Here is a 19,335-nt window from a genome sequence, read left to right as displayed (position 1 = left end):
GATATAAAATAAAAAAGTACACTTTCAAAAAGTGTACTTTCTTTGGGTGAATGAGGGGTCTCGAACCCCCGACCTTCGGAACCACAATCCGACGCTCTAACCAACTGAGCTACAATCACCGTTTTCTGAGTGCAAATATAGGACAATTTCCTCAACTACCAAACAATTCCATCAAAATTTTTCAAAGAAATTAACTTCTCAGATGTAAATCCCTCAGCATAAGTAACTCCCGATAACCTCCCTAAATCCTGAGCACGGTAGGTTAAGCTTTCATAAAAGTCCTTTGTCGTAATTGGAGTTTCAGGTTCCTTAGAAGTTGGGTCATAAAATTGGGTTTTATAAGCCATACATGCTTCCAGTTTTTTATCCAGATGCTCTGATATATCAATAACAAACTCCGGTTTGATATCTTTCCACTGGATGTAATGAAAAACGTGCTTTGGTCTCCATACCTCCTGAACTTCTCCATCCTCAGTCGTTTCAATTTTCCTCAGTCCGGACAAAAAGCACGCATCTGATACTAATTTCGCTCCTTTTGCATGATCAGGATGTCTATCATCAATTGCATTAGCTAAGACGATTTCCGGGCGGTATTTGCGAATCATTTTTACAATCCTCATTTGGTATTCTTCAGAATTCACCAAAAAGCCGTCTTTCATTCCCAGGTTCTCTCTTGCAGATAGCCCAAGAATATGGGCAGCATCCGCCGCTTCTTCTTTTCTTGTTTCATCCGTACCTCTTGTACCGAGCTCTCCTCTGGTAAGATCTACCACTACACATTTTTTACCCTCTGAAACCATTTTGGCAATAGTTCCTCCACATCCCAGCTCTACATCATCAGGGTGTGCTCCAAAAGCAAGTATATCAGTTTTCATAGAATCAAAGATAAGTTTTAAATAAAAACTTCCCAAACATTACGAATGGGAAGTTTTAATATCTATAATTTAAAATTTAAATTACTTGTTGATTTCTGCATTTAATTTTACAGCATCTTGATAAGTAGGATCTAACTGTAAAGATTTTGCAACATAATCTTTTGCTTTTGCAGCATCAGCATCTTTACTCATGTATGCTACTGCGAAATAAGCGTAAGCAAGAGTTTGCTTGTTGGCTTCCTGATCAGCAGGTTTTACTGTGCTGATGAATTTCTCGTAAGCTAACTTTGCAGCATCGTTATTTCCTGCCTGTTGGTAAGAATATCCTTGGCTATAATATGCAGGAGCCCAATCAGGAAGAAGAGCTGACATTTTTTGCCATGTAAGGATTGCTCCATTCCAGTTTTTAACATCCTGATAAGCTGTAGCTAACTTAAATAAAGCATCAGAGTCCTGAGCGTTAGCAGCAACTTGCTTCTTCAATCCTTCGATTGTAGGGTTTGTAGGTCCTTTATCTGCATCTGCTTGAGAAGCACCACCACCTCCTGCGATGTTTGCCAATTCAAGATCCCATTTCATTGTCTCGTCTTTAGCTGCTTTTGCAATTGCAATTTTTTGTTGAGATTCCGTTGTTAAAGCAGATTTTTTAGCTGCATCTTTCTCGTCTTTAGCTAAACCGGCAGCAATAAGGCCTTGTAAGCCTTGGTCAGCAGGTAATACTCTTGATTTTTCAGCTTGAGAAACGAAAGTATCCATGTTTTGCTTTGCCTCTGCATAGTTTTTATCTGCATAAGACTGGTAAGCTCTTAACTTGAACTTGATAGGATCTTCAATTTTATCAAAAATCTTATCTAATACACTCTTAGAATTTGCATAATCTTCGTTAGTGAAATATAGTTTTGCAATTTCTAATTGAGTATATGGATCTTCATCAGCATATTTTGTATAGTTGATAAGGTCTTGTGTAGCTTTAGCATTTTGTTGGTATCTGATATCATAACCAGCCAATGCCTTATATGCAGGAGCATAAGTAGGGTCTACAGCAATAGCTTTATCTACACTTTCTTTAGCTTTTTGCCATACCTGAGCAGCCATCCATAGAGTAGCCATTCTTGTATAAACAGAAGCTTTATTTTTAGCTAAAGGTAATGCTTTGTCATAAGCAGACATCGCTTCTCCTGGCGCTCTTTTTAGTCTATAAGCATCTCCTAATGTATAATAGTAATGTGCAGGAACTCCTTTTTTCTCAGCTTTTTCAATAGCCTTAGTCAAGAATTGGATTGCAAGATCAGGTGAATTATTTTTTTCAAATAAAGTCAAAGCTTCTGCTGCTCTGAACAATACTTCAGCGTCTTTTTCTCTGGAATCAGTTACTACTTTCTGAATCTCAGCAATAGCACTTTTATCACCTTTACTTAATTTAATGGCTGCAAGACCTATTTTATTAAGATAGCTTTTACTGTCAGCTGCTAATCCTTTATTAAAACTTTCTGTAGCCTTAGCATAATCAGGTTCTCCTTGTCTTAAGAAAGTATTTCCTAAATAGAAGTAGTTTTCAGCAGTAGGTTCTTTAGCGATCATATCAGTGAAATTGGTTTTTGCCTGAGCAAATTTATCACTGTCTATACTGTTAATACCATCCTGCAGTGTTTGTGCAGAGGCAAAACCGGTAAAAAATACCACGGCTGCTCCAAAAGCAATCTTTTTTACATTCATATTCATTATATCTTTCATTTTATATTTTCTAAATAACTGAGTTATATTCTACACAACTTTCAGACCAAAACATTTTTTTTAATGGGAATAAATTGTGAATTTAATATTTTTAACGCATTTGCACCTCTCTTTTATAGATGTTATAGGGTTGCAAACCCTCTTTCTGAACAATTTTTTGTCCTAAGTGCGTACATGAAAATCGTATAAAGCCATTAGCAATATTGAAGTTCCCCTCATTAGCAAGGAAATAAAGAACCCTTGTAAATGGGTACTTCATGGTACGAAGGTCCTCGAAATCGACTGTATATGATTTTCCATTAGCAACTACAGGAAGAACTTTTACCATTTCTCTCAACTTCTCAGAAGTCTTATCGTAAGGACGACTGAAAGTATTAAGTCCTATAACACCAATTTTATCAGGGTATTTTCCCAATTCCTCTATAATCTTTTGATTTCCTGGAATAATGGAGAACTTGAGATCTTTAGGTTGTTTTTTTAGTTTCTCTGCTACAAAGTTCAGATTACTGGAGTTCGTTCCATCAAAAATAAATTCTTTTTTATCTGACAAAAGTCCAGCATTGATCTCTTCCATGGTAATACTTTCTTTGGGAGAGTCTTTGGGTACAACAAAAACCACAGCATCTGCAGCAAATTTAGCTGGAAGAAATTTCAGTTCGGTTCTTTCTTCATAGCTTTTTATTTCTTCAGCATTAAGATTTCTGGACATCACAATAATTTTTGCTTTTTCATTGAGCAAATCCAGAAAACCTAGATCTTCTTTTTTGGTTTCAACTTTAATATGTGTTTCCGGATAGTTGATCATATAGCCATCAGCTAATGCCTCCGTAACACTTTGGAAAGATTCGTCGGTAAGAATAGTAAGATCTCCTTTGTTATAGGTTGGAGCTTTATCATCTTTCTTACAGCCCATAAGTATCAAACATACAGTGAAAACAACTGCAGGTTTAAAAAAACTATTCCTCATCTTTCGATTTTTTGATTTGTGATACTGCTCTATAGATCCTAAAAATCCCATAAAGAACAAACACCCCACCTAAAGCATAGGCGATAATAGGGTCTAAAATTGTAAAAAAGAATCTGTATACAATTACTACAATTCCCAAAACGATATAAAACAATCCTGCAACTAGGGATAACCATTTGAACATCATGTAACAAAAATACAAAAAAAATAAAAAGGGAAGCATATGCTTCCCTTTTTATTTATATTCTGAATAAATAAGTCTAATTATTCAAAGTTCATAGTAAACGGTACACTATAGTAAGATCTAACGCTTTCTCCATTTCTCTTAGCAGGAGTCCACTTTTTAAGTTTCTTAACTACACGTACAGCTTCACTGTTGAAGTCGCCATTTGGAGATTTCTCTTCAATAGTAACCGCAGAAACAGTTCCGTCTCTTTCTACAACGAACTTAAGCTTAGCTTTAAGTGTCCCTTCACCTCCTTCCATTAGGGAAGTATCGAAGTTATCTCCTAAGAATTTTCTTAATGCACCCATACCTCCAGGATATTCTGCAGACTGGTCTACATCTTTGTAGATCTCATTAGGATTATTCGCTTTCACTTCTACTGTACTAGCTTTAGTACCTGTAGATGGTGGTGGCGGTGGTGGCGTATAAGCCGGAGCTTTCACCCCTTCCTGATTATTCAAACCAGTTGTTGTTTCCAACTGCTTAGAAATTGGTGGAGGTGGAGTTTCAATCTTCGGAGCCTTTACAGGCTCAGGAACCACATTCTGGATCACCTCAATTTTTGGTTCCTCTTTTGGAGGTGGAGGTGGTGGAGGTGGTTCTTCTTCTTTAGGCTGGTCAATAATTGGTTCATCTTCAATAATATTTACAAGATCTGCCTTTACTTCTGTTTTAGGCGGAGCTGTAAGGTTTTTAATTGTAAGATAGATGAACGGAGATAAAGCCACCAAAAGAAATATGGATGTTCCAACAATAAAAGATTTTGTCAGAAGCCTCGGATACTGATGTCTAAGATCATAGGCACCATATTCCTTGTTTCTATTTTCAAATACAATCTCGTCTAAAGTAAGATTCTGATTGTATACATTTTCATCTGCCATAGATTAGATATAACAATTTTATGGTTAAATTACTTTGTAGCAGCCGGTGCAGCAGCACCACCTACTTTCTTCTCATAAATAGCCTTTTCCCAAGCTTTAATATCAGTAACACCGTACTGCTCACTTTTGGTAATTGCCATTTCGTCAAGAATATCAACAAAGTTCTTATATACAGCATCGTCAGTTGGCTTAATGATCACCGTAAATTTGGTAGGATCTGCAGCTCTAGATTTTGCTTGCTCAATTACTTTTCTAATTCCTTCTCTATCAAAAGTAGTTTCATTAAGAGTCTGGTCATTCAAAGATGTAGCATCTTGTTGGTGCCAAAACACTTTATTATTTTTCCCTAATAATATAGAAATTGAGTTAGAAAGTTTAATTTCTGTTGGTTCAGGTTTAGGAGCATCTGGCTTTGGTTTAGCCGGAAGACCTAAGTCCATAACATTCGGTTTACTAAAGGTTGACGTAAACATAAAGAACATCAATAGTAAGAAATTAAGGTCAACCATCGGAGTCATATCGACTCTGGGGTTGTTTTTCTTGGATCGAACCTTGCCACCCTTGGCACTCTTATCCTGTACTTGTACTTCTGCCATTTCTTCTTAATTATTCATTAGGTTTACCTTCTTGTGATGTAATCAACCAAAATTTAAGAAAATCGATATCTCTTAAACCCTCAAACAAACCTTTAACTTTAGGGTACTGAGTTGTAACGTCACCTTTAATGGCTAACTTGTAGTCAGGGTTAACATTCAAACTTTCTTTTACCCAGTCAATTAATTGCTTATTTGTACTGTCCATAGGAATCCCTGTAGGACTCTTGTAATTTTTCTGCTCATCTTCAGGCAAATCCAAATAACTTTTCAATTGGTTCATTGGAACTCCAATAGCCTGAACTTTCTGGAATGCAGCTTTTTGGTTATTGTCAAAAGTAACACCGTACTTTTGTCCCATTTTATCTAAAAGTGCAATTCTTTCTGATGCATTTTCTACTGGCTGGAAATAGAATTTTCCGTCCGGAGTAGCATTGATAGTCATTAAACTAGCATCAGGAAGTAATTTTTCCGAAATTGAAGATGGCGGTTTGATCTGCTCCACATCAGGTTTTTTAAACTGTGTGGTCATAATAAAGAACGTAAGTAATAGGAATGTAACGTCGCACATCGCCGTCATATCCGTAACTACCCCATGTCTTTTTGGTTTAATTCTCGCCATTATTTTATATAATTATTTTTTAAACTTCTTTTATTGTGTAAAACACACTTCCATCTTAGTGGAATTCAGCAAAAGACTGTTGGATGCTCATAGCGATCTCATCGATCTTATAAGTTAATCCGTCAATTTTAGAAGTAAAGAAGTTATAAAGAATAATTGCTACTGCAGAAGTACCAATACCTAATGCCGTGTTGATCAAGGCTTCAGAAATACCGATTGAAAGTGCTGCAGCATCCGGAGTACCACCTCCAGCTCCTAATGCGAAGAACGCTCTAATCATCCCGATTACAGTTCCTAGTAGTGCTACTAGTGTTGCAACTGTACCTAGAGTTGAAAGAATCATCATGTTTTTCTCTAACATTGGCATTTCAAGAGTTGTAGCCTCTTCAATTGCTTTGTTAAGAGCAACCATTTTCTGCTCTTTATTTAGAGTAGTATCGTGAGATAATGCTTTATAAGTTGTAAGACCTTCTTTTACAACGTTCCCTACAGAACCTTGTTGTCTGTCGCACTCTTCTAAAGCTTCGTCAACTTTATTGCTGTTCAATAAACTTCTTACTTTAACTACGAAGTTGTCTACGTTTCCTGAACCTGAAGCTTTGCTTAGTACAAAGTATCTTTCAAAAGAGAAAACAATTACAGTAATCATGAATGTTACAAGTAATGGTACAATAATACCTCCCATGTAGATCATTCCTAAAAACCCTTCAGGATGCATCTCTTTACCTTCTACATCAGAGAAAGCAACTGATGCACCTGCCAATCTTGGATCAGCTTTAAAATTACCTGGATTACCTAAAACGAATAACCAAATACAAATCCCTATAACTAATAGAATAGGAATAATAATAGCTGGATTTAAACCTCCTGCCTTTCTAGCAACTACTTGCTCATCATTTTTTGAAACATTCATTTCCATATTTAACTAAATTATATTGTTTTAAAATTTTACAGGGTGTAAATTAAAGGCAAAATTAATTAAAATGCAAGAGTCTTAATTAAACATTTCGCTTTTTTTTGATAAAGAAAATTTAATACGATTTCGATATAATAATTATTCTTAAATATTTTATTTATTTTTCCCAAATTTAACATTTGAGTTAAAAAATCATAAAAATAAGACACCCATTTTTTTTAATTTCCCAATGTTAATTTTTTTTTAAATTACGATATTCACAATACGGTGAGGGACAACAATGATTTTTTTAGGGGTTTTACCTTCCAAAATCTGTTGCATTTTCTCATTTGAAATCACCAAATCTTCGACTTCCTTCGCAGATAATTGAGCTGAAAGCGAAATTTTGAACTTCATTTTGCCGTTTACGCTTACCGGATACTCAATTTCATCCTCAACCAGATAATCCTCATTCAATATAGGGAATTGTTCAAATTCTATTGAAGTATCGTGACCTAATAAACTCCATAGTTCTTCACAAATGTGGGGAGCATATGGAGAGATGATAACGGCTAGCGGTTCTAGAATATTGCGTTTGTTGCATTTTATTTTCTGAAGCTCGTTTACAGCAATCATAAATGAAGATACAGAAGTGTTGAATGAGAAATTTTCTATATCATATACTACCTTCTTTATTAGGGTATGCAATACTTTATATTCAGCCTTTGTAGGTTCTTCTTCAGAAACTTCAAATGTTTCTCCATTGAAATGCAGGTTCCAGAATTTTTTAAGGAAACCGTATACACCACTTAGTCCTTGTGTATTCCAAGGCTTAGATTGCTCCAATGGTCCCAGGAACATTTCATATAGTCTTAAGCCATCTGCTCCGTATTCTTCACAAATGTCATCAGGGTTTACTACATTATATTTTGACTTGGACATTTTTTCTACTTCACGATCTGTAATGTATTTTCCATCCTCCAAGATAAATTCCGCATGTGCATAATCAGGTCTCCAAGCTTTGAATGCCTCTGTGTCTAATTCATCGGATGTTCCTTTTAATAAGGATACATCTACATGAATTTGCTGAGTCTGATAATTACCTGCTAAATTTTTAGAAACATATTGGTTGGTTCCATCGATTCTGTACACAAATGCACTCATTCCTAAGATCATCCCCTGGTTGATCAATTTTTGGAAAGGCTCATCATGATTAATATATCCTCTATCTTTTAAGAACATGTTCCAGAAACGGGAATATAATAAGTGACCTGTTGCATGTTCACTACCTCCAATGTAAAGATCTACCTGTCCCCAATAGTCTGAACGATCTTTCGCACAAAATTCTCCATCATTCTGAGGATCCATATATCTAAGGAAATACCATGAGCTTCCCGCCCAACCTGGCATCGTAGATAATTCTAGAGGGAAAATAGTTTTATCATCTATTAAATCTGTAGAAACTACTTTCTGGCTCACCTCATCCCAAGCAAATTCTTTTGCATTTCCTAGTGGTGGATCTCCATCTTCTGTTGGTAAATATTTTTCAACTTCAGGAAGTTCCAACGGCAAGGCAGATGTTGGTAATGTATAAGGCATTCCTTCCTTATAATATATAGGAACCGGCTCTCCCCAATAACGCTGTCTTGAGAAAATGGCATCACGCTGTCTATAGTTAGTTGTTCCGTGGCCTATCCCTTTAGTTTCAATTTCAGCAATTATTTTTGATTTCGCATCATTATAATGTAATCCGTTTAAGAAATCAGAGTTTACACATACGGAGTCTTTGGAATCAAAAGCTTTTTCCTGAACGTCTTCATCAGTTTCAACTACTTTTTTAATTTCAAGATTAAATTTCTTTGCAAATCTGTGATCACGTTCATCATGTGCAGGAACAGCCATTACAGCTCCCGTTCCATATCCCATCAATACATAGTCTGAAATATAGATCGGCATTTTTGCTCCACTGAAAGGATTGATTGCATAACTTCCTGTGAAAGCTCCACTCACATTTTTCACATCAGACATTCTGTCTCTTTCCGTTTTTTTGGAAGTTTCTTCAATATAGGTATCTACTTCTACTTTTTGAGCGTCTGTAGTAATTGTTTCTACCAAAGGATTTTCTGGAGCCAAAACCATAAATGTTGCTCCGAAAATAGTATCAGGTCTTGTGGTGAAAACCTCAACAATTTCATCATGACCATCTACCTTGAACTGAACCTGTGCTCCCTGAGATTTACCGATCCAGTATTCCTGAGCATCCTTCAACGGTTGCGGCCAGTCTAATGTAGAAAGTCCTTGTAATAATCTTTCAGAGTATGCAGAGATTCTCATGCTCCACTGCATCATTTTCTTTTGGAATACAGGGAATCCTCCTCTTTCAGATTTCCCGTCCTTTATCTCATCATTAGCCAAAACCGTTCCTAATGCCGGACACCAGTTTACAGTGGTCTCCGCTCTGTAAGAAAGACGATAATTTAATAGGATATCTTCTTTATCAATTTCAGAAGCGCTAGACCATTCTTCTGCGGTAAAGCTTAATTCATCATTTTGATTGGCATTTAATCCCTCTGTTCCTTTTTCTTCAAAATGCTTGATCAGGGTATCGATGGATTCTGCCTTGTCTGTATCTTTATTATACCAAGAGTGATACAACTCAATGAAGATCCACTGTGTCCACTTATAATAAGATGCATCTGAAGTTCTTACTTCTCTGCTCCAATCAAATGAAAACCCAATTTTTCTTAATTGCTCTTCGTATCTGTTGATATTTTTTTCTGTAGTGATTGCCGGATGCTGTCCTGTCTGGATTGCATACTGCTCAGCAGGAAGCCCGAAGCTATCATACCCTACCGGGTGGAGAACGTTAAACCCCTGATGTCTTTTGTACCTTGCGTAGATATCCGATGCAATATATCCAAGCGGGTGACCTACGTGAAGTCCTGCCCCTGATGGATACGGGAACATATCGAGTACATAAAATTTAGGTTTATCTCTATTATTGGAGGTTTTATAGGTTTGATTGTCCTCCCAATATTTCTGCCACTTTTTTTCTATCTGCTGATGATCGTAAAACACTTTATATATATGTTATATGTTAGACTTTAAATATTTAGATTTTCTCTTTTTTACAAGATTCACAAAATTAATGATTTTAAAAGAAATAAAAATTTAATTTATGATGAATTCTAATTCTCTGCTCAACAAAAAAGTCTCATCCGAAGACGAGACCTGTTTTATATCTTGAAGTACACTTATTAATGTTGAGGATTTACTCTCTTGAAAGTATAAGTTCTTGTTTTAAACACAGCCGGATCTTCCGTCTCTTCTCTAACAGCCAGGTTGAGGGTTGTTTCACTCAGGGTTATCACCTTTGCATTAACAGGAGCTACCACCCCCTGATATTTCATCTGCATATTTTTGCTGTTATTATCATAGCTATAGGTAAAGTTGGCATCAGGCTGAATATCACATAATCCTGGTGTAACAGGATCTTTCACATCAATTCTTTTTCCCTTTACTTCACTACTGAACCACCATCTGGACTCTTTCTGACAGTCTGTATAGGTAATCACATCCGAAACTGGTTGTTCGCCTACCTCTACAGTAGTAACCACCTCTTTTAACGGCTGCCAAAACCCAATAAGTGGAGCTTCTTCAACATAATCGTTACTAGTAGAACATCCGGAGGCCACCAGTAATGATAAGCCTGAAAATAGTAGTGCTAATTTCTTCATAGATTAATTTTTTCAAGGGCTAAAATTATAATTTTTTTGATTTATATTACTATTTTTTGTGAAAAATTATTTTATCTACCTTTATTTATATATATTTTAAAACAGTCAGAGGTCATATTCCCTTTATTTAACAAATATTGAACATATGAAAATCCCTCTGTTTTATTAAAAAAGTTATTTTTGTAGTCAAAGAAAAAAAATGCAAGATATAACGAAAAATAATTTTGACTTCATCCGTGTTCTCCTAGCCTTTATCGTCTTCGTAGGTCATCTTGGAGCCTTAAGTGTTTCTGAAGAACTAAAAATTCTAACGTATAGCCCCGTAGAGGTTGCTGTTTTTTCTTTTTTTATTGTGAGTGGTTTCTTAATTGCGAGAAGCTATGAAAGATCTTCGAGCTTAAAAAGCTATGCTAAAAAAAGGTTCAACAGAATTGTCCCCGCATATTTACTGGTTGTATTTCTTTGTGCCATACTATTAAGCTTGGTCAGTACCCTTCCTCTTTCTGAGTATTTTAGTAATCCACAGGTATACAATTATTTATTTTGGAATTCTCTTTTCATTAATTTCAAAGCTCCCTGGCTACCAGGCGTATTCGGTAATCAGGCTGTAAACGGAGCCTTGTGGACTCTTAAAATTGAAATATGTTTTTACATTGCTGTTCCTTTAATGTTTTTACTGTTTGGAAAAAATAATAAGTACCGAAGCATTAGCCTAATTGTCTTATATTTTCTCTCTTTGATCTTCCTGAACTATTTTGAAATGACAGGAAAAGCGTCTATTTCAAGACAGCTCCCTGGCTCATTGTGCTATTTTATTGGAGGAATGCTTCTGTATTTTCACTTTGATAAATTTATTCAACATAAAAATATTCTTTTCATCATTGCTATAGCTACCGTTTGGATAGATCTTATTTTGAAGATAAAACTATTCTCTCCAATAATGATCAGTATTATAGTTTTGTATATTACTTATTCATTTAAGTTTCTGAATAACTTTGGAAAATATGGAGACTTCACCTACGGGATTTATATCTTCCACTTCCCTATTATCAGGGTATTTGCTACTTTGGGCCTTTTTGCCAATTATAATCCATTCTTTATGGGATTTGTGTGCATGTTGGTAGTTATTAGCGTGGGAATTGCCTCATGGCATCTTTATGAAAAAAGATTTTTATAATTTTGAAGAATATTTAAAAGCATAAATGAAAGACCTTGTCTCCATTATTACTCCCTGTTATAATTCTGCTGAATTTATCGAGGAAACCATACAGTCCGTCCTTACCCAAACCTATGAAAACTGGGAATGGCTGATCACAGACGACCTTTCCAAAGATAATACAGTAGAAATCATCAGGAAATACAATGACCCAAGAATAAAGCTACAGGTTCTGGAGAAAAACGGGGGTGCCGGAAATGCAAGAAACAATAGTCTTGAAAGAGCAAAGGGCAGATATATTGCATTTCTGGACTCAGATGATTATTGGTACCCTGAATACATTGAGACCATGACGGATTATATGCAGGAACACCATGCAGAACTTGTGTACTGCAACTATTCAAGATGTAATGAGCAGCTTCAGCCTATCTTAAAGGATTTCCTTGCAGACAAAGTAGTTACATTTTCTAATCTCCTGAAAACATGCCGATTGGCTCCTGTTTCCACAATGTATGACACTAAAAGGGTTGGAAAGTTTTTATTCCCTGTAAAAAGCAAACGTGAAGATCATGTGATGTGGCTAAATCTATTAAAGGTAGTCTCTGAAGGAATACCTATTAATAAAACAATGGCAAAATACAGAATGCGTGAGAACAGTGTTTCCAGAAATAAAAAAAACATTATCAAGGATCAGTACCTTGTGTATAAAGATTTCATGGGATTCTCCACTTTAAAATCATTGTATTATACCGCTAACTGGGCCATGAATGGCTTTCTAAAATATTCAAAAATTTTCAACTAATGGAGTATTCAAAAGAGTTTAAGGCAGCATTGAGTGCTTTTTCCAATACCGAAAAGGATAAACTTATCTTCAGATTACTGAGAAAGGATAAATTACTGTCTAAAAAATTGTACTTCGAGCTTATTGATCCGGCTACTACCGATGATAAGAGGAGTACAATGGAAGTGGATGTGGAGGAAAAAATTCTTTTAGCTTCAAAATATATTGGTAATACCAAATATTTCCTGACGATTATTCGAAAAATAAGTGCTGAAATTACCGAACATGTAAAAATAACAACTGACAAGTTTGGGGAAGTTTCAATTAATCTACTGATGATTAATAAGATTCTGGATTATAATAATGAGCTGAGCAGGCAGAGGTTTGACAATGTTTATAAACTGTATATCTATATCATCAATAAAGTATTCAAATCCTTGATATTAATTAAGAAACTGGATGAGGATTACTGGATGGAAATTGACGAGTTTCTACGAGATACTCAAGCCAAAATATCAGAAAACCATTATCTCCAAAAATTATGTATCAATAACGGACTGGATATTAACTGGCTGGAGTGCGACAACATTCCTGAAAATATTGAGCAAACCATGAAAGAGATAAAAAGTCAGGGATTTTTAAGATAGAATTTTCTGCAGAATCATTTCTGTGGAATCAGGCTTTTCATCAACGAAATTCCTTGCATTCTGAGACATTTCTTCAAGTTCTTCTTTATTCTCTTCATTGGCAAGAAATAAAACGAATTCTGCGGCTGTTTGCTCGTCTGCAAAGGATTTCCCTCCATTCATGGAAATAAGATCATCTGCCTCAGGATTCTTTTTATAATGATTTCCAAAGATTACTGGAACTCCAAATGTTGCTGCTTCCAGGATATTATGTAATCCTGCATCATGAAAACCTCCCCCAACAACAGCTACATCTGCATAGGAATACAATTTTGACAATAATCCTATACTGTCTATGATCAGCAGTTGAGAACTGAATGTTGAAAGGTTTGAACGTTGGATCTCACTATACAGTATCGCATCCGGAAACATATTTTTTAAATGCTCCACCCTCTTCAAATCGTGGGGGGCAATAATTATTTTTGCAGTATTATTTTTCCGGAAAATCATTTCTGCAATTTTCTCTTCAGCCTGCCAGGAACTTCCAAAAACAATGGTCTTATGTGCCCCTATAAAACTTGAAATATGATTAACATGATTATCACGCAGCTGAAGTTGTTTTACCCTATCAAATCTTGTATCTCCTGTTACGGAAGACCTCATCAATCCAACACTTTTAGCTAATGCAAGAGAAAACTGAGTCTGATGAAAGAACCAGTCTACATTCTTTCGAAGCTGCTTCACAAACCACTTGCCATAGGACGTAAAAAAAGATTGTCTTTCATAGAATAATGCAGAAATCACATACACTTTCGCATTCCTATTTTTAAGTTCGGCAAGCAAATTATACCAATAATCATATTTCACCGTAAAAAATAGTTTAACATCAAATTGCGACACAAATTCTCTTACATCACTTTTTTTATCAAAAGGCAGATAACAAATTACATCTGCAATATGTTTCTTTTTAATAACATTCTCATATCCTGATGGTGAAAAGAAAGTGACCAGAATTTTATGATTAGGAAATTGTTCTTTAAGCTTTTCTAAAACCGGCAGCCCCTGTTCATACTCACCCAGACTTGCTGCGTGCATCCAAATCACCATATCTGTTTTTGAAAAAGCAGATTTTACTTTATCCAATGATTGTTTCCTACCATCAACTCCTTTTTTAGTTTTATCATTAAACCACGAAAAAACTTTCATTCCAACAATGAGAAAACTGATGAATATATTATAAAGCAAATTCAATTTTTGATTGATTTAGTCGTTAGACTTTTTTGTTACATTCTCTTTTATACATCTTACAAGGAATACTCCAACCACAGCAAATACTAATCCTAAAATAAAGAAAACAGCATCACTTAATTCAGTCTGTTTCCCCTCTGCAACCCGGATACTTTCGATAATAATATCCAAAAACAGGATCATCACAGGAAGCAGCAAAGAGAACAAATACAATTCCAGTGTTTCTTTATTACGAAAGCTTTGTGGTACGTTTAGCATAGGAGAATGGGGATCTCTGGTAGCTCCAATAAAAAGAAGGTGAATAAAGGTAGCAATACATGGCAAAAGCCAGATCGTTCCTTTACCGGATTCTCCATCTACATTTCCCTGAAAGTCAAAATGAGTAGGAATTATATCCGGTAACTCAGCATATTTTATTCCTGTAAAAACCCAAATTACAATAAGCAAAAGAGTGTTTACTATTAACAATATGCTAGACACTTTCATATTTTAAATAATGCTTTTAAGAACCCTAAGTTTATGAGTATGTTTATTCATTTCTTTATTGAAAATTCCTGTAGAATCCAAAGTATCAATTCTTACTTTTCCTGATGCATGAATAATCTTTTGATTTTCCAACATAATTCCTACGTGGATAATCTTCCCATCAGCATTTTCAAAGAATGCAAGATCACCCGGCTGGGTTTCTTCTACAAAAGTAAGTGGTTCTCCTACCTCAGCCTGCTGGGAAGCATCTCTAGGAAGTTTAATATTATGAATTTTATAGATAAGTTGTGTAAATCCGGAACAGTCTACGGCAAAAAAACTTTTGCCTCCCCACAAATAAGGAACATTAAGGAATTCCTTGGATGCCAGAGCAATACTTTCTCTTACATCATGACTTCTTCTTGAAGCCACCACGGGAAATTCTACCTCAGAACCCATTGAAAGTAACGTTTTTCCGTCATTCATCAACACAGAAGAAAAGTCCTCTGTAACTACAGTTACTTTTCTATTGGCAAGCTCTTCATCTGTTACAGGTTTTAGCTGTTTGGTATCCATCCATCCTTCATAGCCATCATAATGCATTTTTATTCTGGTCCAGTTTTTATTCACCTCCAGAATATCTGTGCTTTCTCCAAACAATATTTCAGTAACAATTTCTGCTTTATCAGAACCTTCCGCACGAACCGGCGCTACTGTAACAATACAAATTCCTTTATTCATTAACTCTAAATTAAAAGATTGAATAATTAAAAGATTAAAATACTATAGGATATACCCTTGGATATTTAATCCTTTACTATTTAGTTACTTCCTACGAAGAAAGTTTACTCCATCACGCAAAGGTAGAATAAGATTTTCAAAATCATCGTCTTTTGCGGCTAAATCATTCAATTCCTGGATGGACTGTGTAGATTTCAGCTTTGGATTTTCTTCCAGTACTTTTCCATACCATAAAACATTATCAAACATCACTACTGATCCTGATTTTGTATGAGGTTTTATTAATCTGAAATAGTCTGCATAATTCTCTTTGTCAGCATCTACAAAGATTAAATCAAAGACTTCATCTGTTTCTTTTAAAAATTCTTTAGCGTCCTGAAGTTTAAAATCAATCTGATCAGCATATTCGCTGGATTCAAAATATTTTTTTGGAAGGTAAGCCAGATCTTCATTTACATCCAATGTTGTGATTTTACCGTCCTTTGCTAGTCCTGAGGCAAGGCACAAGGTAGCATATCCTGTAAACGTTCCTATTTCAAGAACATTTTTAGGTTGCAACATTTGAGAAATAATAGTCAATAACCTCCCTTGCTGATATCCAGAGATCATATGTGGCTGTGTCGTCTTCTGATAAGTTTCTCTTCTCAGCTTTTTCAGAATTTCAGATTCCGAAGAAGCATGTGATTCCAAATACCTATCCATTTCAGGATTCTTTTCTTCAAAAAAACTCATACAATTTTAATTTAAACAAATTTAAGAATTTTAAAACTTCTTTTTGAATACCTTAATGACACAAAAAAAGAGAGAAATCAATCTCTCTTCTCTTATATATACCTATTTAATCATTAATAAGCAATGCAATACTCTCCTTTTCCTCCACATACCCATCCTGGACAGCAGTCACTAGTTCTTTGACAAATAATCTGAGGATTACAATAGTCGCTGTCTAGAGAACCTTGTACATTTTTCATTTTTTCTCTTGAAAGTTTTTGTAGATTTTTCATAGTAATAATTTGTTGGTTTAGCTTTCCTACTCTATAAGATTTTCGGATACCTCTTTGTATTATATCCTTTTAAGGAGAATTAAATATACGCATTATTTTATAAACCAAAGAATTAGAATTTAAAAAAGCTACTAATAGTTCTATCTGCTTTTGGGAAAAACCCCATATGAAATACCGTAAAAACACGGATGTTTTTTCTGAGGTATTAGTTATAAGTTTGCACAGAGAACAAAGGGGTAAAAACACTAAGAGAAACAAAATGATTGCAGGAGAGAAACAAACTAACCATGAGAATCAAAAAATCGTATCACCGAAAGGCAATACGAGGTCTTCTGCAAAAAAAACCAAGACTGAAATATCCAATTCATTTTTACAGCGAATTATTTCTCATTTAAAAAAGGAAGAATTAATTTGATTAAAAAAAAATCCCGAATTACTTCGGGATTTTTTTTATCTTAAGATTTGATTATTTCTTTGGAGCAATATCCATCAGTTTCATAAACTCATCCAGCTTAGGCATGATGATAATTTCTGTTCTTCTGTTTTCAGCTCTACCGGAAACACTCATATTGGTCGCTTTAGGATTGTATTCAGAACGTCCTCCTGCTGTAATCCTTGCCGGATCTACACCAAACTGAGTCTGAAGAACTTTAGCAACAGAAGTACCTCTTAATGCAGAAAGATCCCAGTTGTCTCTTGGCAGGTTTGGAGAATTTAATGCCGCATTATCTGTATTTCCTTCAATTAATACAGAATATTTATCGTAATCATTGATTACTTTCGCAACTTTACCTAGCACTTCCTGAGCTTCAGGCAAGATGTTGTAATCTCCCGTTTTGTATAACATTTTATCTGAAAGGGAAATCATTACTACACCTTTCAATACTTTCACTTGTACATCCTCATCTGATACATTATCCAAAGATCTCTTCAGTTTGTTAGACAACGCAAGGTTTAAACTGTCATTTTTAGCATTACTTGAAATCAGCTGCTTGATATAGGTGTTAGAAGCATTAATCTCCCCTACCAGTTTATCAATATTAGCAGAACTTTTCCCTGTATTTGAAAGACATGCATCAAGAGATGACTTTAAAGCATCGTGTTGGCTTTTTAACAAATTGTTTTCACCTGTCAATGCAGAGTTTTGGGATTTTAGATCCTGAATTTCTCTCTGTCTTTCTCCGATATTTTCAATACACTGTTTGTAGTTGGTACTCAAGGCATCATATTGCTTCTTGCTCACACAAGAGGTCATTCCCAGCGCCATTGCAGAAACCGCTAAAACTTTAAAAATCTTCATAAGTAATCATTTTTAGACTACTCAAAGTTAGGGAAATTCAATTGAATTATATGGTTTATCTTTGTATAAAAGAAATTCTCAACATATATGTTGAAAAAAATAAGCCTTAAAAATCAATTAGAAAATCTTGTTCACAACCCTGAAAACCACACCTATCTTTTGGCTGTGAGCGGAGGAGCCGACTCCATGGTTCTGGCCTCTTTATTTCGGGATTTGAGAGACAATATACAAGGTAAAGAGCACTTATTTCAAATTGCTCACATCAATTATAAACTTCGCGGAAAAGATTCAGACCTTGATCAAAATGTAGTACAACGTTTTTGTGAGAAAAATCATATTAAATTCCATTTGTATGAAGTTTCTGAAAAGGATCAAAAACCGGAAAATTCTATTCAGCTTTGGGCAAGGGAACTCCGTTATGCATTTTTCAAAGAAATCCGGCAAAGGGAAGAACTGGAATTTCTCGTTACAGCCCATCATTTGAACGATCAACTGGAAACATTTATTATTAATCTGTCAAAGGCAGCAGGTATTAAAGGCTTAAGCGGTATTCCCACCAATGCAAACTGTATACTCCGTCCACTTTTAAGTTTTTCAAAAAAGGAAATTTATCAATTTGCTGAACAAAATGATATTGAATTCCGGGAAGATCTTTCCAATAAAAAAAATGATTACCTTAGGAATAAAATCAGGAATGAAATCGTTCCAAAACTACAGGAAACTAATGATCACTTTCTGGAAAACTTCAAAAAAAGTTCTTTTTATCTGAATCAGGCCAATGATTTTGTTCAAAAACAGATTCAGGAAATAGAAAATAAGCTTACCATATTTAACCAAGGCCATAAAATATTTTCAAAGGAAAAGCTGAATCAGGAAAGTGATTTTGTTAAGTTTGAAATTTTAAAAAAATATGGATTCAATCAGGAAGAAGAAATTCCTAAGATTTTCAAGGCGGAAAATAACAGTTCTTTTTTCTCTAAGGAATATCAGTTGATTGTCAACAGAAATGAATTGATCTTTCTGGAAAGAAACAAAGATGAAGAAACTATCAACGAAATTTTATTAACTGACTGTTTCATTTCTTCAGAAAACAATTTAAATATTAATCTCAAAGGATTTATTAAGGAAAATATTAAAGATTTTGAGTGGATTATTGATCCGGCAAAAATCCAATTTCCTTTATTTTTAAGAAGACATCGGGAGGGTGATGAGTTTTACCCTGTTGGACTTTCAGGGAAAAAGAAAATTTCTAAATTTTTCAGAGACGAAAAACTATCTACTGTTGACAGACAGCAAACCTGGTTGCTTTCCGATGGAAGCCATTCTGTACTTGGGGTCATTCCATTCAGGCAGGACAGGCGTTTTCTAATTTATGACAGCAGCAAAAAATTCATCAAAATTTTCTTTTCAAAGGAATAGATATGTAGTTTTTGACTTGATTAAAATATATTCCTAGCTTTTTCTCCTGAATAAAGCTCTGTTAT

21 protein-coding genes and 1 tRNA gene are annotated in these 19,335 nt (G+C 35.0%); 5 read left to right on the top strand and 17 right to left on the bottom strand.

Features of this window, described 5'->3' with window-relative positions:
• Nucleotides 1-44: 44 nt before the first annotated feature.
• The 11 genes from SCA31_RS13525 to SCA31_RS13475 form a co-directional block, all read right to left on the bottom strand.
• Nucleotides 45-120, bottom strand: a tRNA-His gene (locus SCA31_RS13525).
• A gap of 35 nt (nucleotides 121-155) precedes the next feature.
• The gene (gene bshB1, locus SCA31_RS13520) at nucleotides 156-875 is read right to left on the bottom strand and encodes a bacillithiol biosynthesis deacetylase BshB1 (RefSeq protein WP_410697519.1); all 720 of its coding nucleotides are present in this window, start codon (nucleotides 873-875) and stop codon (nucleotides 156-158) included.
• Nucleotides 876-956: 81 nt separating this feature from the next.
• Complete coding sequence (locus tag SCA31_RS13515) at nucleotides 957-2,609, bottom strand: hypothetical protein (RefSeq protein WP_410697518.1); 1,653 nt, start codon at nucleotides 2,607-2,609, stop codon at nucleotides 957-959.
• Nucleotides 2,610-2,700: 91 nt separating this feature from the next.
• Nucleotides 2,701-3,576 (bottom strand): PstS family phosphate ABC transporter substrate-binding protein, encoded by an 876-nt coding sequence (locus SCA31_RS13510; protein WP_410697517.1) that lies wholly within the window; start codon nucleotides 3,574-3,576, stop codon nucleotides 2,701-2,703.
• Entirely contained in the window at nucleotides 3,566-3,763 is a 198-nt protein-coding gene (locus tag SCA31_RS13505; protein ID WP_410697516.1) for a C4-dicarboxylate ABC transporter, read from the bottom strand. The genes SCA31_RS13510 and SCA31_RS13505 overlap by 11 nt, the downstream gene beginning before the upstream one ends.
• A gap of 77 nt (nucleotides 3,764-3,840) precedes the next feature.
• A complete protein-coding gene (locus tag SCA31_RS13500) occupies nucleotides 3,841-4,683 on the bottom strand; it encodes an energy transducer TonB (RefSeq protein ID WP_410697515.1) in 843 nt (280 codons plus the stop codon).
• A 29-nt stretch (nucleotides 4,684-4,712) separates the two neighbouring features.
• Nucleotides 4,713-5,279, bottom strand: coding sequence for an ExbD/TolR family protein (locus SCA31_RS13495; protein ID WP_410697514.1), 567 nt, complete (start codon nucleotides 5,277-5,279; stop codon nucleotides 4,713-4,715).
• Between the two features lie 10 nt (nucleotides 5,280-5,289).
• Nucleotides 5,290-5,898 (bottom strand): ExbD/TolR family protein, encoded by a 609-nt coding sequence (locus SCA31_RS13490; protein ID WP_410697513.1) that lies wholly within the window; start codon nucleotides 5,896-5,898, stop codon nucleotides 5,290-5,292.
• Nucleotides 5,899-5,953: 55 nt separating this feature from the next.
• Complete coding sequence (locus tag SCA31_RS13485; RefSeq protein ID WP_410697512.1) at nucleotides 5,954-6,817, bottom strand: MotA/TolQ/ExbB proton channel family protein; 864 nt, start codon at nucleotides 6,815-6,817, stop codon at nucleotides 5,954-5,956.
• 240 nt (nucleotides 6,818-7,057) lie between these two features.
• Nucleotides 7,058-9,871 carry a leucine--tRNA ligase gene (gene leuS, locus SCA31_RS13480; RefSeq protein ID WP_410697511.1) on the bottom strand — a complete coding sequence of 938 codons (2,814 nt, stop codon included), beginning with the start codon at nucleotides 9,869-9,871 and terminating at the stop codon, nucleotides 7,058-7,060.
• Nucleotides 9,872-10,050: 179 nt separating this feature from the next.
• Nucleotides 10,051-10,530, bottom strand: a complete 480-nt coding sequence (locus SCA31_RS13475; RefSeq protein ID WP_410697510.1) for a lipocalin family protein — start codon at nucleotides 10,528-10,530, stop codon at nucleotides 10,051-10,053.
• Nucleotides 10,531-10,729: 199 nt separating this feature from the next.
• Between SCA31_RS13475 and SCA31_RS13470 the strand changes: the two genes are divergently transcribed.
• From SCA31_RS13470 to SCA31_RS13460, 3 genes are read left to right on the top strand one after another with little or no spacing between them, the layout of a single operon-like run.
• Nucleotides 10,730-11,707, top strand: a complete 978-nt coding sequence (locus tag SCA31_RS13470; protein WP_410697509.1) for an acyltransferase family protein — start codon at nucleotides 10,730-10,732, stop codon at nucleotides 11,705-11,707.
• A gap of 25 nt (nucleotides 11,708-11,732) precedes the next feature.
• Nucleotides 11,733-12,488, top strand: a complete 756-nt coding sequence (locus tag SCA31_RS13465; protein WP_410697508.1) for a glycosyltransferase family 2 protein — start codon at nucleotides 11,733-11,735, stop codon at nucleotides 12,486-12,488.
• On the top strand, nucleotides 12,488-13,114 hold the full coding sequence (locus SCA31_RS13460; protein ID WP_410697507.1) for a deoxyuridine 5'-triphosphate nucleotidohydrolase: 627 nt from the start codon (nucleotides 12,488-12,490) through the stop codon (nucleotides 13,112-13,114). The genes SCA31_RS13465 and SCA31_RS13460 overlap by 1 nt, the downstream gene beginning before the upstream one ends.
• Here SCA31_RS13460 and SCA31_RS13455 read toward each other — a convergent pair.
• The 5 genes from SCA31_RS13455 to SCA31_RS13435 all read right to left on the bottom strand — a co-directional run bounded on the left by SCA31_RS13455 (nucleotide 13,106) and on the right by SCA31_RS13435 (nucleotide 16,551).
• On the bottom strand, nucleotides 13,106-14,344 hold the full coding sequence (locus SCA31_RS13455) for a 3-deoxy-D-manno-octulosonic acid transferase (protein WP_410697506.1): 1,239 nt from the start codon (nucleotides 14,342-14,344) through the stop codon (nucleotides 13,106-13,108). The genes SCA31_RS13460 and SCA31_RS13455 overlap by 9 nt on opposite strands.
• Before the next feature lie 12 nt (nucleotides 14,345-14,356).
• Complete coding sequence (locus tag SCA31_RS13450) at nucleotides 14,357-14,821, bottom strand: DUF1648 domain-containing protein (protein ID WP_410697505.1); 465 nt, start codon at nucleotides 14,819-14,821, stop codon at nucleotides 14,357-14,359.
• A 9-nt stretch (nucleotides 14,822-14,830) separates the two neighbouring features.
• Nucleotides 14,831-15,547, bottom strand: coding sequence for an NlpC/P60 family protein (locus tag SCA31_RS13445; protein ID WP_410697504.1), 717 nt, complete (start codon nucleotides 15,545-15,547; stop codon nucleotides 14,831-14,833).
• 84 nt (nucleotides 15,548-15,631) lie between these two features.
• Nucleotides 15,632-16,279: an O-methyltransferase gene (locus SCA31_RS13440; RefSeq protein WP_410697503.1), complete on the bottom strand. Its 648-nt coding sequence runs from the start codon at nucleotides 16,277-16,279 to the stop codon at nucleotides 15,632-15,634.
• A 113-nt stretch (nucleotides 16,280-16,392) separates the two neighbouring features.
• On the bottom strand, nucleotides 16,393-16,551 hold the full coding sequence (locus tag SCA31_RS13435) for a CCPGW family putative bacteriocin (protein WP_410697502.1): 159 nt from the start codon (nucleotides 16,549-16,551) through the stop codon (nucleotides 16,393-16,395).
• Between the two features lie 166 nt (nucleotides 16,552-16,717).
• Between SCA31_RS13435 and SCA31_RS13430 the strand changes: the two genes are divergently transcribed.
• A complete protein-coding gene (locus SCA31_RS13430) occupies nucleotides 16,718-16,966 on the top strand; it encodes a hypothetical protein (protein ID WP_410697501.1) in 249 nt (82 codons plus the stop codon).
• 51 nt (nucleotides 16,967-17,017) lie between these two features.
• Here SCA31_RS13430 and SCA31_RS13425 read toward each other — a convergent pair whose 3' ends face one another.
• A complete protein-coding gene (locus SCA31_RS13425) occupies nucleotides 17,018-17,851 on the bottom strand; it encodes an OmpA family protein (RefSeq protein ID WP_410697500.1) in 834 nt (277 codons plus the stop codon).
• An 87-nt stretch (nucleotides 17,852-17,938) separates the two neighbouring features.
• Here SCA31_RS13425 and tilS point away from each other — a divergent pair, with 87 nt between their 5' ends.
• On the top strand, nucleotides 17,939-19,270 hold the full coding sequence (tilS, locus tag SCA31_RS13420; RefSeq protein WP_410697499.1) for a tRNA lysidine(34) synthetase TilS: 1,332 nt from the start codon (nucleotides 17,939-17,941) through the stop codon (nucleotides 19,268-19,270).
• Nucleotides 19,271-19,335: the final 65 nt, after the last annotated feature.

Origin of the sequence: Chryseobacterium sp. SIMBA_028 (assembly GCF_046535285.1) — a bacterium.
Taxonomy (GTDB): Bacteria; Bacteroidota; Bacteroidia; order Flavobacteriales; family Weeksellaceae; genus Chryseobacterium.
Note: the sequence above shows the minus strand (reverse complement) of the source record. Positions and strands in the feature narration are given on the sequence as shown.